This is a genomic window from Holdemania massiliensis AP2 (assembly GCF_000327285.1).
GTDB classification, from domain to species: domain Bacteria; phylum Bacillota_I; class Bacilli_A; order Erysipelotrichales; family Erysipelotrichaceae; genus Holdemania; species Holdemania massiliensis.
This window is the reverse complement of the sequence record NZ_HE998572.1, coordinates 76,053-93,090: the sequence shown is the minus strand read 5'-3', so window position 1 is coordinate 93,090 and position 17,038 is coordinate 76,053. Positions and strand designations below refer to the sequence as shown.

At 33.6% G+C, this 17,038-nt stretch carries 10 protein-coding genes; 8 read left to right on the top strand and 2 right to left on the bottom strand.

Annotation, left to right across the window (positions count from 1 at the left end):
- The first annotated feature begins 65 nt into the window (after positions 1 to 65).
- Both BN162_RS16885 and BN162_RS16880 read left to right on the top strand, forming a co-directional pair.
- A complete protein-coding gene (locus tag BN162_RS16885) occupies positions 66 to 2,369 on the top strand; it encodes a YfhO family protein (protein ID WP_167540032.1) in 2,304 nt (767 codons plus the stop codon).
- Positions 2,362 to 4,638, top strand: coding sequence for a YfhO family protein (locus BN162_RS16880; protein WP_020226314.1), 2,277 nt, complete (start codon positions 2,362 to 2,364; stop codon positions 4,636 to 4,638). Before BN162_RS16885 ends, BN162_RS16880 begins: the two co-directional genes overlap by 8 nt.
- On the opposite strand, the gene BN162_RS16875 is transcribed toward BN162_RS16880, so the two are convergent.
- On the bottom strand, positions 4,639 to 5,697 hold the full coding sequence (locus tag BN162_RS16875; protein ID WP_020226313.1) for an NAD-dependent epimerase/dehydratase family protein: 1,059 nt from the start codon (positions 5,695 to 5,697) through the stop codon (positions 4,639 to 4,641).
- Positions 5,698 to 5,839: 142 nt separating this feature from the next.
- Here BN162_RS16875 and BN162_RS16870 point away from each other — a divergent pair, with 142 nt between their 5' ends.
- Positions 5,840 to 7,633 (top strand): hypothetical protein, encoded by a 1,794-nt coding sequence (locus BN162_RS16870; RefSeq protein ID WP_020226312.1) that lies wholly within the window; start codon positions 5,840 to 5,842, stop codon positions 7,631 to 7,633.
- Positions 7,634 to 7,654: 21 nt separating this feature from the next.
- Here the strand turns inward: BN162_RS16870 and BN162_RS16865 are convergent, their stop codons facing one another.
- Positions 7,655 to 9,301, bottom strand: a complete 1,647-nt coding sequence (locus BN162_RS16865) for a glycosyltransferase family protein (RefSeq protein WP_020226311.1) — start codon at positions 9,299 to 9,301, stop codon at positions 7,655 to 7,657.
- 86 nt (positions 9,302 to 9,387) lie between these two features.
- Between BN162_RS16865 and BN162_RS16860 the strand changes: the two genes are divergently transcribed.
- The 5 genes from BN162_RS16860 (at position 9,388) to BN162_RS16840 (ending at position 17,027) form a co-directional block, all read left to right on the top strand.
- Positions 9,388 to 11,964, top strand: a complete 2,577-nt coding sequence (locus tag BN162_RS16860) for a YfhO family protein (protein ID WP_020226310.1) — start codon at positions 9,388 to 9,390, stop codon at positions 11,962 to 11,964.
- Positions 11,965 to 12,001: 37 nt separating this feature from the next.
- Positions 12,002 to 13,276, top strand: a complete 1,275-nt coding sequence (locus tag BN162_RS16855) for a hypothetical protein (protein ID WP_147612215.1) — start codon at positions 12,002 to 12,004, stop codon at positions 13,274 to 13,276.
- Positions 13,277 to 13,353: 77 nt separating this feature from the next.
- Positions 13,354 to 14,334: a glycosyltransferase family 2 protein gene (locus BN162_RS16850; protein ID WP_020226308.1), complete on the top strand. Its 981-nt coding sequence runs from the start codon at positions 13,354 to 13,356 to the stop codon at positions 14,332 to 14,334.
- Positions 14,318 to 15,490 carry a glycosyltransferase gene (locus BN162_RS16845; protein ID WP_020226307.1) on the top strand — a complete coding sequence of 391 codons (1,173 nt, stop codon included), beginning with the start codon at positions 14,318 to 14,320 and terminating at the stop codon, positions 15,488 to 15,490. The genes BN162_RS16850 and BN162_RS16845 overlap by 17 nt, the downstream gene beginning before the upstream one ends.
- Positions 15,491 to 15,503: 13 nt before the next feature.
- Positions 15,504 to 17,027, top strand: a complete 1,524-nt coding sequence (locus BN162_RS16840) for a DUF6056 family protein (RefSeq protein WP_020226306.1) — start codon at positions 15,504 to 15,506, stop codon at positions 17,025 to 17,027.
- Positions 17,028 to 17,038: the final 11 nt, after the last annotated feature.

Sequence of the window (17,038 nt, the reverse complement as noted above, 5' to 3'; positions counted from 1 at the left end):
TAATGAAAGTAATAAAAATTAAAAGGAATCACTTTATTTGGTATATTGTTAAGAAGGAGCTAGCTATGAAGCGAAAAGATGCAAAAGAAATAATATTATTAAGTATTCTAATAATTCTGGTCAGTTTAATTATATTTTCACCGTATTTGATTAATCATATGCCGTTAACTTATGGCACTGATATTAAACCTCAATGGTTTGAGTTTTATACAGAATTTAAAAATTTAATTAATCAGTTTTTTGAAACAAAGCAATTACCTTTTTATTCTTGGAATTTATTTTTAGGGAACAACTTTTATGCATCAAAAAGCTATTACTTGATGGGAGATATATTTAGTTATATTGGTTTGTTGTTTCCTTTACAATTCTTTGATGTTGCACAAATATTGGAGATATTAAAGTTTTTAGTTTCTGGATTAACGATGTATTACCTGTTGAGCTGCTTTGAATTCAAGTCAAAAGTCAAAATGATAGGTGCTATAGCCTATACTTTTAGTTCTTGGGCAATCTTTTTTAGCGGTCAACTCTCATTTTTATCCTTTTATAGCTGGATGCCTCTCTATTTTGCTGCCATTGAGCTCTATCTGAAGAAAGGTAAAAAGCTCCTATTTCCTCTCACTAGTATGCTGCTTTTATTCACGAATTTTTATTTCTTTTTTACATTATCATGCATAACACCGTTTTATTATCTCTATCGATATTCCTTGGTGAAACCTAATTATAAGAATGTTGTCAAGGACACTCTAATATTAGCCGGATGTTATCTTATTGGTGTTTGTATGACTGGTATATTAACGATACCAACGGCATCTTATATTCTTCAAAATGACCGTGTTGGACAATTTTCTCTCCAATTATTCTTTAATCAAATTAGCATTTATCTTCATGAATTATGTGCTAGGTTAGTACCTAATTATATTTATATTTATCGTACCAATATCTTTGAAACTGCATCACATACAACGCGAGAATTGTGCCTATATAGCGGAGTGTTATCTGCGCTTTTACTTCCTCAAGTTTTTTCTGATAAAGATAAACGATATAGAAAGAATACATTGATATTTTATCTATTTTTAAATTTATTTCTGGTTTTTCCAGTGTTTAGTTCTGTAATTCATGGATTTAGCAGCAATTCATTTCGATGTACACTTATTCTAATCATAGTTCAAATTATTATAATGAGTCATTATTTAGAAAAAATAGATTCTTTAGATATTAAAAATTTAAAAATCACAACAGTTTTCTCCGTGTTTATTTTATTAACAATCATTCCTATGACTGCATACATAATAAATAAACCAGTTATAGATTATGTAAATCAAATTATTCTATTTATAATGGCTGCGTTTTTTGTAGTCCTGAATTCATGGGTGATACTAAAGAAAAAATCTTATTTATTACTTTTGTTTTTACTTTGCATTGAGTATTCTTTATCGGGTCTTACACTTTATTATTCAAGAATGAAAAGTGAAGGTATTAGTTATGAATTCGTAGACTCAGTGACACACGTATTGCAGGATGAAGATAATGAATTAAATGAGTTTTTAGAGAATATCGAGCCAATTAATCCAATGCAGTATTATAGAACATACATCCCTCTAGAGCCAATTTATTGGGATTTCAGTCATAATATGAGTTTAATGGTTCAATTACAAGGAACGATGACTTATGATTCAACCTACGCGCCAAGCTTTAATAAAATGAAAAAAATTGCTCCGCAAGTTAAAGATTATGAGTCCGATTGGATATTTAATATAAAAGATCCCGAGATTCTGAAATTCTTAAGTGTGAAATATGCAATTGTAACGGATTCTGAACAGTTGCCAAGCGGTATGAACTGGCGATTATTAACTGACAATTATCGATCAGGTTTGCTCGTTTACAGAAATGATGACTATCGATCATTAGGAGTGACATATAATCAGATTAAAAAAATGAATGAATTGGAAGATGGCAATTCCATGTCAATACTGATGAGTCACGTGTTATGTAATGAGGAAGATTATTCAGAGATACAGCAGGTTATGAAGAGTTCTAATCTCAATGAACTGGAAAATGTTAAATATGCAGGAAATCATTTGACTGGGAGCTGCTATACTGATGATTCCAGTTTCCTAGTGTTATCGTTGCCTTACGACGCAGGCTGGAATGTTTTAGTTAATGGTACTCAAGTTAAAACTTATGATGTTAATGGAGGATTTATCGGTTTCGGCGTTTCTCAAGGCGAAAATCAGATAGAAATGTATTTCACTCCTGTTGGATTTAAACAGGGAGCGATTTTATCAATCCTAGGATTCTCAGCTTACATTTTATTGATCAGTTGTGAATTGCTACGAGCGAAGAAAATAAGGAGATCAGTATATGATTAGGATCTGTAAAAAGCATCCTTCAATTTTGCTTGCCTTTTGTTTGATTGTTCTTGCCGGAAGCATTTTGCTTCCATATATAATAACAGATACTCCTTTCATGTTGGGCTGGGATATGCGAACCCAATATAGTTCATTTTATGAAAACCTCAAGACGATGTTTATTGAAATGAAGCAACTCCATAATTTACCTTTTTATTCCTGGGCAACATTTTTAGGCAATAATTTTTGGGGAAGCAAGTTGTTTTACTATCATGATGTTTTTGATTATTTTACATTGTTGTTATTTCCATTTTTAGAGTATAACAGAGTAATTATGCTTCAAACTTTCGTTAAATTGATTATTGCAGGTTTTTGTTTTTATCATTATGGACGATATCATCGTTACTCAGAAGCAACCAATATTATTGGTTCTTTAATGTTTGCTTTTTCTTCTTATGCTTTAGAGGCACTCAAGGATCCTTTTTTCCTTTCGTTTTATATTTTTATTCCTTTGTATATCCTTAAAATAGATAAGTATTTACAGGAAAAGAAGAAACTAGGATATATTATTATTACAGCCTTTTTGGCTGTAACCAATTACTATCATTTCTATTCACTGAGTATTTTCAGTGTATTTTACTTTATTTACCGATATTCTTGTCTGCACAAAACTATAAAAGGATTCTTTAAAGAAGCTTTGCCTTTGATTGGCTGTTATTTCATCGCTGTTATGATAGCTGGTTTCGCCTTGGTTCCGGAGGCGTTTAATATTATTACAAATCAAAGAATTGGTAATTCGTCAGCGTTTTTAAAATATGATAGTATAAAAACATACTTTTATGTATTAACAGGACTATTTTTCCCATCCAGCATAATAATTAACAGAACTAATGAATTCTCGTCAATTTATACATTTGTTTCTCAAAACAACACTGTTCTCTATGTTTGTTTGTGGGCGGGTTCCTTATGCTCACTCTTATTGCCGCAGATTTTCTCAAAGAAAGAAGAAAATAAAAATACTAAACTGTTCCTGTTTCTTAATGGGATTTTGATGTTGATTCCAATCGGCTCTTCGATGATGCATGGGTTTAGTGAACCTGCTTTCCGATGGCTTCAATTTCCATTATTCATGAACATAACATTTGTGTTACCCTATTTAGAGAATATTCAGAACATAAATAAAAAATTTCTCTTTTATTCAGTTGTTTTTATATCTGGAATACTCTTATTAGGAACTCCATTATTAGGGATATTCGCTCATGTTCCTTTCGAAGAATATAGCCGTGAATACACATTGATTTTGACTACATTGCCTTTTTTATGGATGGCTTACTTTATTGTTATAAAAGGAAACAGGACGGGTCTGATCGTGTTTACCTTTACAGAGATGCTTATAGTTTCATATTTGTCAGTTTATTCTAATAGCTATTATCGGCAATTCAGTAAAGATACAATTCAAGGTGTAACGCATGTACTTCAAAATCGGAATGATTTAAATCGTTACTTGCTTGAATTGGATGAACAAAATAAAAATGAATTCTATCGAATATATATTGATCCAAGTTCAGTTTATTGGGATTATTCAACTAATTTAAATCTTAATTTTAATATTATGGGATTAATGACATATGATTCTACCGTTTCTTCTTCAATCGTTGATATGAATAAAATATCTAAAATAGAATCTTATTTACCTTGGTCGTATGAAATAAAAGATCCCGCTCTGGTTGATTTTCTTTGTACGAAATACGCAATTGTGACGAATGCTTCGCAATTACCACACCAAGATTTTGTGCAAGTTGGTGAATTTAATTATCTTCCAGTGTATCAGAATCTCCATTATCAGAATTTTTCGCGAAGTTATAACAAAATCTCCATTTTAGAGCAGGCAGAATTAAAAAGTGAGGATATTTTGGATACTCTAATAGTTTCTCAGAAAGATTATGAGCTCTTGAGTAATAATGTAAGCTTGATTGGCACTGTAACTTGCACATACGTCAATCATAGTGGTAATACTGTTTTTGCTGGTATTGATTCTTCGGCAGAGAGCTTTATTTCTGTAGCGATTCCTTACGATCAGGGCTGGAATGTTAAAGTTAACGGGCAAACTGTAGATATTTATTCAGTCAATGGAGGAATGATAGGTTTTTCAGTACCGTCAGGATATAGTGAAATTCAGATGATTTTTACACCTCAAGGATTTAAAATAGGCTTGGCCGCCAGCTTTTTTGGCTTAATTGCTTTAGCAAGTCTATTCGTATACGAAAAACGAATTAAAAAGCAGCATTGATTATCTCTGCTGCTTTATTTCATTTTCGAGTAATGTAATTGTTCTGCGGAAACCTTCTCGCACAGAGATAGTTGGCTTCCAGCCGAGTTTCCGTAGTTTGTCAGTAGATACGTTTATGTAAGTAGTAGTTTTATTTTCAATATAGTTAGAAGTCAATTCTCTTTGTTGAAGTTTAAGCTGAATTGAGCGCTCTGGAAATGCCGCAATAATTTCCTGTGCTAGTTCTTTTATAGAAATGAAACAGTCGTCGTTAGCCATATTGTATGCCTCGCCCGGGCAGCCGTGAAAAAGAACGGTGAGACAAGCGGAAACCAAATCCAGAGCATAGCAGAAGGCTCTTTTAGCTTCACCTGAAGATTTCATAATGATCTGATTGTCCTCAATTACAGACTTTACAAATTCACTAAAAACGCGTTGATCATGCTTGTAGTCTAAAGTAGGACCATAAGTGTGAAAAATTCTTAAACAAGTTGCAGGAACTTGATATTGTTCACAATAGGCCTTACATAATGTCTCGCCCATTCGTTTACTTTCACTATAGCAGCTCCGAATATCTAACGGATCAATCTGTCCTGTCATTGATTCAGTAATGAGATTTGTATCGGAAAGTTTTCCATAAACTTCAGCACTTGAAAAATAAAGAAAATGTTCTGCTTGTTTCTTTCTAGCTAGTTCTAAGCAGTGATATGTACCTAAAACATTGGGCAAAGCTACGTCAACTGGATTCGTTTTGTAGAATTGAGGATCAGCCAGGGAAGCCGCATGAATAATAATATGAGTGGGCTCTTCAACATTGAGTGGTGAGCTCAAATTCGTTGCCAACAAATGAATCCTGTTATTTAGCTGATCGTGGTATATTTTTTTAGCTTTCTCAATATTCCTAACAGCTAAAATAAAACGCATATTTAAATGTTTTTCTTCATTCAAATAAATTAGATAACGCGTTAGATAACGAGCTAACATACCAGTAGCACCAGTAATTAAGATCGTTCTATTTTCTAATAGTTGAATGTCTTCGTTTTTTGAAGCGAGCTCTAAAAAATCATCATTTAAGTTCATAATTTAACCTCTTTATATGTATACTGTATTCATAATTATATATTGAAAATATGTTAAAACTAGAGAAATTAATGAAATTTTTAGAAACTTGCATTACTTGAATAGACAGGATAAAATAAGGGATGACTATTGAGGTGAATTTATGAAATATCTTGCTGGCAGTTTATACCCAGTTTTACTAGTTTTAATTGCAGTTGTTTTGTGGAATAATACAGCAATAAGGAGTACGATAAAGAAAAATAAGAAGTCTATACTCGTCTTTTTGTTTCTTAACTTTGTAATAATTAATATTTTGTTGTTTTTTCATTTGCGACAAGAACAATTTATTGCTTATTGGGATTTCGGGGGATTTTGGCGAAAATCTGTAGAATTTAATCAGATGATGAATCGCAGTGTTAAAGAGGCGATGGATAATCTTTGGTTTTCTTTGAATTATTCAGAGTATTCGTTTTTGCCTGAGTGGTTTTTATATTTCCCAACACAATTGTTGGGAAATACATATCCACGGTTTATACTCGCTATGTTTAATAGTTTTATACTGCCAGCTAATCTTATTTTATATATTTTTAGTTTAATGATTATTGAAAAGAATAAACTGACTGTGAAAAAGGTTTTTCTAGGAATGTTAATTGCAACCTTTGCAGGTAATCTTTATTCGATGGTTTTTGGTTACATAGGAAGTGCGGGCTTACCCTTTATTACAAGTATATTATTATTAGTTTATGCAGATGGCTTAGAAAAGTTTAGCTGGAGAAATAATATATTTATCGGATTGTCTATGATTATCTTACTCTTAGTAAGGCGATGGTTTGCTTATTGGATTGTAGGTTTCTATGTGGCTTATACCTTAGCCTATTTAATTCGAGAAGGAATTGATCATGCTTTGACCAAAGAAAAAATCAAAGTGCAGTTTTTGAATATGCTAGTTTGCGGATTAATTCCTTTAACTATTCTGTTAACTTTATTTTTCCCACTCTTTAGGACAATTACAACCTATAATTATGCAGAAGCTTATTCTGTAGCCAAGGTTGGAGGTGCTACTTATATCATCGGCTGGTTTATTCAGTTTTATGGCTGGCTTTTGATTCTTTTGTTGATTCCAGGCGTGGTCTATGGTATAAAGTCGAAAAAACATCGGCTTATTACTATATTATGTATTATTCAGACTTTGGTGGCAATCATCTTATTTAATCGTGTTCAGAGCTTTGGATCCCATCATTATTACATTATTAATGGGCCGGTCATGATCCTTATGATGATAGGATTAGAAAAAATCGTTGACAGTTTATCCGCTAAAACCGGCATGGTGCTCTTAGTGTCTTCTGCATGCCTGGTTTGTGTGAATTTTTCAAAAACAGTTTTGTTTGGAAAGAATCAAAAAGCAGATCAGACTTTAGATAAACTTAATGTGTTAATATCAGCGCCTTTTCCAGATTTACGAATTCGCAGTGACTTAGATAAAATTCGTAATATGGCTGATTTCTTAAATAAAACTCCTGGCGAATATGAATATGTTTATGTGCTATCTAATTCTGTATTATTTAATGATGACATGCTTAGAAATGCATTTTTCCCAGAAAAGAATGAAGGGGTAGCAAATTTATTAGTGGCTGATGCTTACGATTATCGCGACGGCATTCCGGAGGATTTCTTCCAATACTACTATATTGTTGTTGCAGATCCAATTCAACTTCAATTTGGTGAAGAAAATCAAAAATGTGTCAGTATTTTAGCTGAATTTATGCTAAATTCTGAGGAGTCTGATCCATACTATCGTATTGTTAGAGAATACGATTTAGATAATGATGTTCATGTTAACATCTATCAGAGAATAGAACAGGTTCCTAATTCAGTGCGTAAGATTATTAGTGAACGATATCGTGAATTTTATCCAAAAAATCCGGAACTTTATGAATTTTCTTTATTACCAGAATAAGATTATTTGTATTGTTAAGTGTTAAATTCTATCTTTAGATTTTAAGTTATGCTTAGTTTTTATCATATATATTATGAAATAAAGGAATGTCAGGATGGAAATAAAAAAACTTAATTTTTGTGTTTTTGTACCTTTATATATAATTTCAACTTTTTTTCCAGATTGCTCATTGCTAAGAACGAAAGTGACAAAGCCATTATCTGAATCGGGATATGGATATATTATCAAATCGTTTATTCTTACTTCGTAGCCTTTATAATAAGTTAACGGAATAATATAAGTAGTCTCTTCGCTAATTGAGGATGGTGTGAAAGTTAACTTGTCATACGTTTCTGAAAAAACAATTTCCTCATTTGTAAGAGGATTGGTATTTATTTTTCGTTTGGCGAATCGATAGTTGAATTCTTTATTAGGCAAGTATTCGGCATGGGCCAATTCACTCGAGTTGTAATTCACGCTATCACCAAATGTAGTTACTAATTTATCTATGTTTAATTGAGAATCTTCGGTAACCGATAATATAGGTAATGCTATTTGACAGTTTAGCCAATAAATAACGCAAACTAGTTCTGATAATATAAGTATGGCTTTAAAACTTATCTTATAATGATCAAAAGTGTCTAAAAAAGCAGGTATCAAAAGAATACATGATAATATAAGTAATCGCCAAGGAAATTGGATTACAGCAAAAGCTTGTATTTTCCATAGGGTGGGAATCATTGCAAGAACAATTGTGACAAGGCCTAAGAAATAGGTGTGTTTGAAAAAGCAGCTTTTACTAAGGCTCTTGAAATGAAATAATGGTATAAGAATTAAAATCAAACTTGGTGTAAATATGTATGTTTTGTTGGCTATACCCAGGATATCTGAAAAAGTTAAAACTAAGGTATTTAGAGGGGTATTATTTGTTATCGTTAGCAAATTAATTTGTTCTAACATTGGAAATAGAAAAAATGCAGATAATCCAATAGAAATGCTTATTGCTATAAAGGTATAGATGAAAATGGATTTATCGTTAATAATTTTTCTTAAGTTTATGATTAAAAATACTAAGAACATGAAACAACTTAATAAGAAAGTTATATTATGAGATAAGAGTAAGCCTGTGTATCCAATTGTTAAGAGCCACCACTTTGTTTTATTTGCATAGAATAGATTATAAATCCCATACAAAACTAAGGGTAGAAATATAAATGCAAAAATTTCTCCTAAAGCCCCTCTTGTATAGCAATCAGTTATTCTATACCCTGAAAAAATATAAAAAAACATTCCGACTGAAATAGAAAATATATTTCCTGTGAATTCTGTTAAAAAATAAGAAATTGATAGACAAGTAAGAAATGTACACAATAACATTAAAATTTTGTAAGATTGAATAATTGTTAACCCAAAGCAGTTCAATATTGCAGCTGGGTATAAAAGGATATTTGAATAAAAAATAGGCGATGCATAGCCATAATTAAAATTTTGTGTTTGAAATAAATAAGGATAAAAATCTCCATTGTTAATCGAGTTAGCAAGAGCTCGAATTCGATTCAAATGAAAGACTAAATCATCACTTCTTATTATTGAAGGAGAGCTAAGTAATAAGCCGCAAAATAAAAAAGATATAAGTAAGGAAATAATTAAAATTTTCTTTTTCTTGGAAATCTGTATGATGATATTCATAATTTAACTCCTTTTGATTGTATGAAATTGGTATTCTCGAAGATTCTGGTTTATAATAGTCCATGATAGAAATGATGGAGGAAGCTATGCAGACAAAATTTAAAAAATTGCTTATACCTGTCATGGTTATTATAATAGTTTTTCTTATATTTCTAAATGTTTTTTTTACTAACCGAGGTATTTATATATTGCCGGGTGATTCTGTAGAACAAATGTATCAGTTTTACCTTGGTGGATGGGAAAGATTTCATTCAGGTACATTGTCGCAATTTGAATGGTCGTTAGGGGTTGGCGGAAATGTAATGGCATATGTTTATTATTTCTTAACAAGTCCGTTTTTTTATGTTACTTTATTATTTCCAAGAGAATTGATTAAATATTTGTTTTTGAATTTGAATATGCTTAAGATAATCTTGCTTTTTTTAACTACTTATTATTGGACTGGCAAAATCACAAGAAATATTAGATCTCGATTAATTGCATGCTTCTCAATAACTTTTTCAGGATGGATGTTTTTTTACTTTGCGTATAATATGTTTTTAGATGCTTTTCTGTTTTATCCTTTAATTTTAGGATTTGTTGAACTATATTTAAAGAAAAGTAAAATAGTGCCTTTAGTTCTAGGGATAGGAGTATTAGGAATTATCAATTACTATTTTCTATATATGTTTGTACCTTTTTTATGCTTGTATGCTTTAATTCGATATATTGCAATTAACAGAAATTATTTGCTATGGAAGAATGTGATCATAGAAGCGCTTAAATTTGTTGGATATGTTCTGTTAGGTATAGGAATAAGCGCAGTCATATTAGTACCCTGCGCGTATTTAATCATAAATAGCAGCAGATTCACTGGAAGTGATATTCAAACATTTGATACAATTGGAGTTCATGAATTGATTTATTTCATAAGTACAATCTTCACTCCTGTTTTTGATCGATTTAACGCCAGCTATTATATACCAGAATATACTCATGATTTTATTGGCTGGGGAGGAGGATGCAGTCTTTTTGCATTAATCATTACGCCATTGCTTTTACCATTGCTTTTTTGTGTAAAGGATAAATTAAAGCGAAACAGCTACTTTGCTGGTTATTTACTTCTGGGTTTTACATTAATTTTTCAATATTTATGGTATTTATTACAGCGATCCATCGATACAAGATGGACTTATATGTTTTTATTTTTAGGTGCTTTGTCGATGATTGAGATTAATGATGAACTAGAAGCAGGATTAATTGAAAAACGGAAGCTATTGTATTCTGGACTTTTTTCTATTCTGTGTATTATGGGGTTTGTGATAAATATGTACCTTCATCACTATTGGCCGAGAAAGCAGCTGATAGAAGTTGGATTCGTTTCTTTGCTGGAAATTACTTATCTGATGCTCTATCTGTTTTACTTTCAATTGAAGAATCGTAAATCATGGTTGTTGATCCTTGTTTTGGCATTGGAAGCTCTTGCTTCAGGAAGAATATTTGTTGCTTACAATTATGCAATTGATCATACTTATTTTGAACAGCCTGAACAAACTACCGATGCAATTAATTATATTAAATCCATTGATAAAGGATATTATCGCGTTTTGTATGGATCAGAATCATATCAAATTCCTGGAGCTCCCGGAGCCTTTGTTATTACTACGCCTAACGAGCCTTTCTCTAAAAATTATCCTGGTTTTTCATTTTATAATACAGTTTATAATGTGGAGACAGATGATTTCTATGATCGCTCAAGATCGAATTGGTTTGTATCAGAGGCTATGGGAAGGAACAAAGTCTACAATTTAATGTCAGCAAAGTATTGGATAACATATGATTTTGAGACACAGATTCCTGATCGTTACGAGTATTTATATCATGACGAGGCAGGTTTTACGATTTATAAAAATCCCTATTTCATTGAATTAGGAAAGACTTATGAAAATACAATTAATAAGGATTATTTTAAAACTCTGCCAGTGTTCATACAAGACCAAATAATGCAGGATTATCTAGTGACTGAACAAAGCAATAATATAGAGTATGTACTTAATGATAATTTTAGCCATATTGGTCAATTGCCCGATGAAGATCACAGAGAATTAAAATTAGACGAACCGCTGTCAAACGGAAATTTATATCTTGTAAATTACGGAGTTTCTGAAATCACATTATCTTTATACAATGGAAATGAATTAATAAAATCCCAAGCTTATAGTCAATACAATTATGTAGATATTTATATAGAAGAGTCTCAAAAAATAGACAGAATAGTTGTTGAAGGGGTAAACAACTCTGGTGTAGCAGCTTTTATGGATGTTTATTTTGAGCCTGATGAAGGAAGTTACGATCAATGGTATCAACAGACTCAAAAAGAGAAATTTGAAAATGTCACATTTAAGAGGGATTTTATATCAGCAGATATTAGTCTTTCTGATGAGCGATATTTATTCACATCTATTCCGTATGATAAAGGCTGGAAAGTTTTTGTTAATGGCGAGGAAATTTCTTACGAAAAAGTGAATTTGGGATTTATAGGTTTCGAATTAACTCGTGGTGACTATCATATAGAATTTAAATATGAGATACCTTATCTAAAAGTGGGATTTGGGATTTCATTAGGATCATTGGTAATTTTAATTCTGATATCAGTGAAAAAGAATATGTTTAGAAAATCTTAATTTGACTTCGACTCTACTACTATCTATAATGGCAGTCATGAATAAACTTAAAATGATAAGGAACTTGGCTTTAATTTTATTAATAGCGATAGCCGGAGGATTAGCTCTAAATACTATCGCTTTTTCACTTCCTGTAGAGCCGATAAAAGATAACTTAAAGGAGAATTTTGACGTCTTTGCAAGTGAAATGGAGTTTGAGTACTATCGCGTGATAGAAAATGATGATGCAACGATGTTGGATTTATATACTGATGCTCTGATGATGAATACCTTGATTTATGAAAGTAATCAGAGTCATTTTTATAATGCGGTGGCCGCGCATCATTCCTTTAATGAAGATCAGACAATGCAGCAAACGTTTCTGGATCTAGTAAAAGGAAAGACGGAAGGAAAACAAACCTATGCCTATGCACGATATTGGCATGGCTATTTGCTGCCTTTGAAAATAGCTCTGTCAGCGATGACTTATTTGGATTTCAGAATTTTGAATTTATTCCTGCAAATTCTCCTGCTTGGGATCGCGGTTAAGGTCATGAGTGAAAAAGGCGGGAAAAAACTGGTTATTCCTTTATTAGTCGCTTTTGTTTTCTTCATGCCTGTTGCCACAGCGTATTGCCTGCAGTATTCATTTATTGTTTACATTACGCTTCTTTCGATAATTTTATTGTTCAGGTTTCGAGAACGTTTAAATAAGAGCGAGAATGCAATCTACTTCTTCTTTTTGATTGGTATCATCACCAATTATTTTGACTTGCTGACTTATCCACTGGTCACCTTTGGCATTCCAGCGGTGTTACTGATATTCACGATGGAACGAAGATCACTGTTATCTTCCATCGGATTGTTGTTCATGATTGGATGCGCGTGGCTGAGTGGGTATGCGGCCATGTGGATGGGGAAGTGGACGGTGGCTACGCTTGTTTTACATCAAAATATTTATTTGGATGCCTTCCAACAGATCATTTTACGAACTAATGATGAAGTCAAAAACTTAGATCTAACATATAGTCTGGTTCTTAATAAAAACTTGGAATTACTCCAGCGGTTACCGTATGCGTTGTTGTTTTATATTCCATTAGCTGCGAAAATTCCCGCATTAATTTCACATTTGATTCAGGATTGGAAAGCGTTTGTGCAGAAACTCTTACTTACTCTTTGTTTTGTTGTGTTTCCATTGATATGGATACTAATCTTGCGCAATCATTCGTTTATGCATTATTTCTATACTTATCGTATATTAATTATCGCTTCCTTTGCGATTCAATGTGCAGTATTTTCAATGCCCAATGTACTGAAAAGGATGCAGAATTAACTTTTAAATACAGATTTCCTCTTCTAAAATTTCACAACCCGAATTAAATTCTGGTATACTATAAAAGGTGATGAAAATTGAAACATCTAGTCAGTGTCATTGTTCCTGTTTATAACGTACAAATGTATCTGGATCGTTGTGTTCAGTCGATCGTAGATCAGACCTATTCAAATCTGGAAATTTTATTAGTGGATGATGGGTCAACGGATGAATCTTATTCTTTGATGCAGAAGTGGGCAGAAAAAGATTCCCGCATTCATTTGCTGCAGAAAACAAACGGCGGATTGAGCGATGCGCGTAACTATGGAATTCAAAGAGCTCAGGGAGAATACTTTGCATTCATTGACAGTGATGATTTTATTCGGCCTGCGATGATTGAAAAGCTGTTAGAAACTATGCTGGAAAATCAAGCTCAAATTGGAGTTTGTGATATGGAATACCTCTATGATGACGGCAGGGTTGAATTGGCCAGTGGTGGGGATTTCCAGGTAGCAGATATAAAAACACATCCGGAACTGATTCGGATGAACAATAGTGCCTGTAATAAGCTGTTTGCTCGATCTTTATTTTCGGACATTGAATTCCCTATTGGAAAATGGTATGAAGACTTGGCTACAATTCCAATGATATGTTTCAATGCGGAACGAATTGTTAAAGTCAATGAACCTTTCTATGTTTATTATCAACGGACAGGTTCAATTGCTCACAGCGCCAATCCTAAAATCTTTCATATTTATGAAGCTATCCAACGCGTGATTGATTATATTGAAACGCATTGTTCTAATGAGCAATTGAAAAATCAATTTATTCAGGAAATGAAGCACTGCTATATTATTCACGGTTTGGATTTGACAACATTACGGATAAAAGATTTTGATCGATCTGAAGACAGGGAATATTATCTTAAAGAAAACATGAAGTATTTGAAACAATTTTATCCGGGTTGGGAAAACGATATAATGGTAAAATCGGTGGGATTGAAGAAGAAAATGATTATTGCGTTGTTAAAGCGAAAACAATGGAAGGCGGTGCTCGGCATTTATGACCGATCAAAATAAACATAAAAAACGAAAGATTTTGTTTGTTAATGATGAAATGGAAATGGGCGGTGTAGCCCGAGTTTTGAATACATTAATGAAAAATCTTGATCAACAGGTCTATCAAATTGATTTGCTGGTTTTACATAAAACTGGAACGCTGCTTCAGGATGTTCCGGACGGCGTCCATATTATTGAAGGTACACCGTTTTTTAATGCTGTTGACAGTCCGTTAAAGGAATTGCTGAAAAAGCGAGATCTCTCCCATCTTTTTAGTAAGCTGCGATTATTGCTTTATATGAAAACCGGGCTGATCCGAAAAAAAATTCTGAAAGAAAGAAAGAAAATGCTGAGTGAGACTTATGATGTGGAAATGGCGGCAAAAGAAGGCTTTTGTACGATCTTCACCGCTTATGGCAACAGTCAGCGTAAAGTAAACTGGGTACTTACCGATTACAGCGTATGCAATTATTCTGCGAATCATATGCGTTTGGTAAAGTCAGCCCTGCAGCGTATCGACTTGAATATAGCGGATTCCGCGGAAGCGACCGAAGCTTATAAGAAAGTATTTGGAATCAAAAATGTAATGACAATCCATAATTTAATGAATACTGAAAAAGTCGAAAAAGGTATGGAGATGATGGATGATTTAGCGGATATTGATCCGACCCAAATCAATATTATTTCGGTTATTCGTTTCCATCCGCAGAAAGCGGCAGATCGCTTATTATTAGCTCATCAATATGTGATCAATCAGGGAATTGATCATGAGCTTTACTTAATTGGCGGTGGCGAACAGGAAGAAATGTTATTGAAGATGCAGAAAGAACTGAAGCTGACGCATGTTCATTTTCTTGGTTTTAAAACAAATCCGTATGCCGATATCCGAGCTTGTGACTTGTTTGTTTTGCCTTCGTTATATGAAGGCTTTGCAACGGTGATCAATGAATCCTTTATCGCAGGAACTCCGGTTTTATCCACAGAAGTGGCAGGCGTGCATGAACAAATTACCGCGCCGCATTATGGCTGGATTGTAGAGAACAGTCAAGAAGGATTAAATCAAGGCTTGTTAAAAGCTTTGAATTCAAAAGAAGAGCTGCAGAAAATGAAGCAGCAGCTGCAGGAATATCATTATCCGAATGATGAAATCATCCGAAAATTTACAGAAGTTTTATAACGGAGGCGGATGCATGGAAAGATTAAAAAAAGGAAAGTCCTGGTGCTGGCTGGGTGGAGCCTTATTTATTTTTGTTTTATTTTACTATATCACAGTCAGGACACCGCTGGCGGGCGATGATTGGGGTTATGCCGTCAATGGAATGAGCGGAAATCCGTTCGGTAAGGCATGGGAATTTTATTTTACCTGGTCTGGCCGCTATTTTGCGGAACTATGGGGATTTATTGTAGCCCCGCACAAAGGATTATGGAATTTATTAAATCCAGCCTTGTTCGCGGGCATCTATGTTTTGTTATATCAAATTGTCAATCCAAAGCGCAATTCTTTCTCAGTTGCGATTTTGATCGCAGCGATGATGTTGACAGTCGCAGATCGTCTGCGAATGGAAACCTATACGTGGATTATGGGCACAACCTATGTTGTACCGCTGTTTTTAATTTTGCTTGTTATTTGGATGATGAAGACCCTTTTGTTTACTGATAAAAAAATTAAACCTGTCCATTATTTAGTTTTAATCTTTCTGAACTTCTACATTGGTTTGGCCATGGAAAATATTTCGGCAGCCAGTATTTTGCTTAATCTTTTAATGCTCATTTACGCTTATTTCAAGCGGAAAGATGCCTTAAAACTGACGATTGTCGGATTCGCCATCAGTATTCTTGGTTTCGCCTTGATTCGGATGTCGCCAGGGGCGGCGTTCCGCTTGGCTCGGGATAACCAGACCTGGATTGAATTGGGACTGATGGGTCAAATTCAACAAAACTGGACACATTTCTTAAATTACACGTTTGTTGCCAATAAATATATGATGCTGATTTTGAGTTTGATCACATTCCTTGCTCTGATCCATCATTGGGTTGATCGAATTTGGATGAACAAAAAAGATAAATTGGCGGCAGTTGTTCAGGGACTCATTTTAACGATGGCCATTGTGGCTTGCTGTGCGCCGACCTTCGTCGAGAAGCTGAATTTAGAATTTTTCAGTGTTTTCTACGATTTGGAAACGACCGGAGGGATGATCTTCTGTTCTCTGTTTTATCTTCTTTATATTGTTAATCTATTCTGGATTCTCTTCACTTTATATGAGGATGAAGAACGAGTGGAAAAGCTTATGATGGTCATGATGGCAGGAACCTGTAATTTAGCGATGCTGCTGTCGCCAATTTATGGCCCTCGAAGCTCACTGTATACAGTTTATTTCATTATCCTATTGACAGCTTCGATCGCTTCCAGAATTAAAACGAGTAACGCTGAAGCAGCGATTATCCTCGTTATTTGCGGAGGATTGTGTCTGCAGCGAAGTCTGTCATGGAAGCGAATTTATACGCAGGTCGCCCAAGTTCAAGCTGAACGGGAATCCATTCTCCAGTACTATCGCGAACATCCTGAAGATGATGAAGCGTGGATTCCGCGAATGCCGGAAGAGAGTATTCATTCGGCAGATATTGAAGAAGGAGATACCTATCATCAGAATAGTTTTAAAGAGTATTACGGGCTGCCTGAAACGACAAAATTAATTTTCTATAAAAAACAATAGGAATGAAAGCA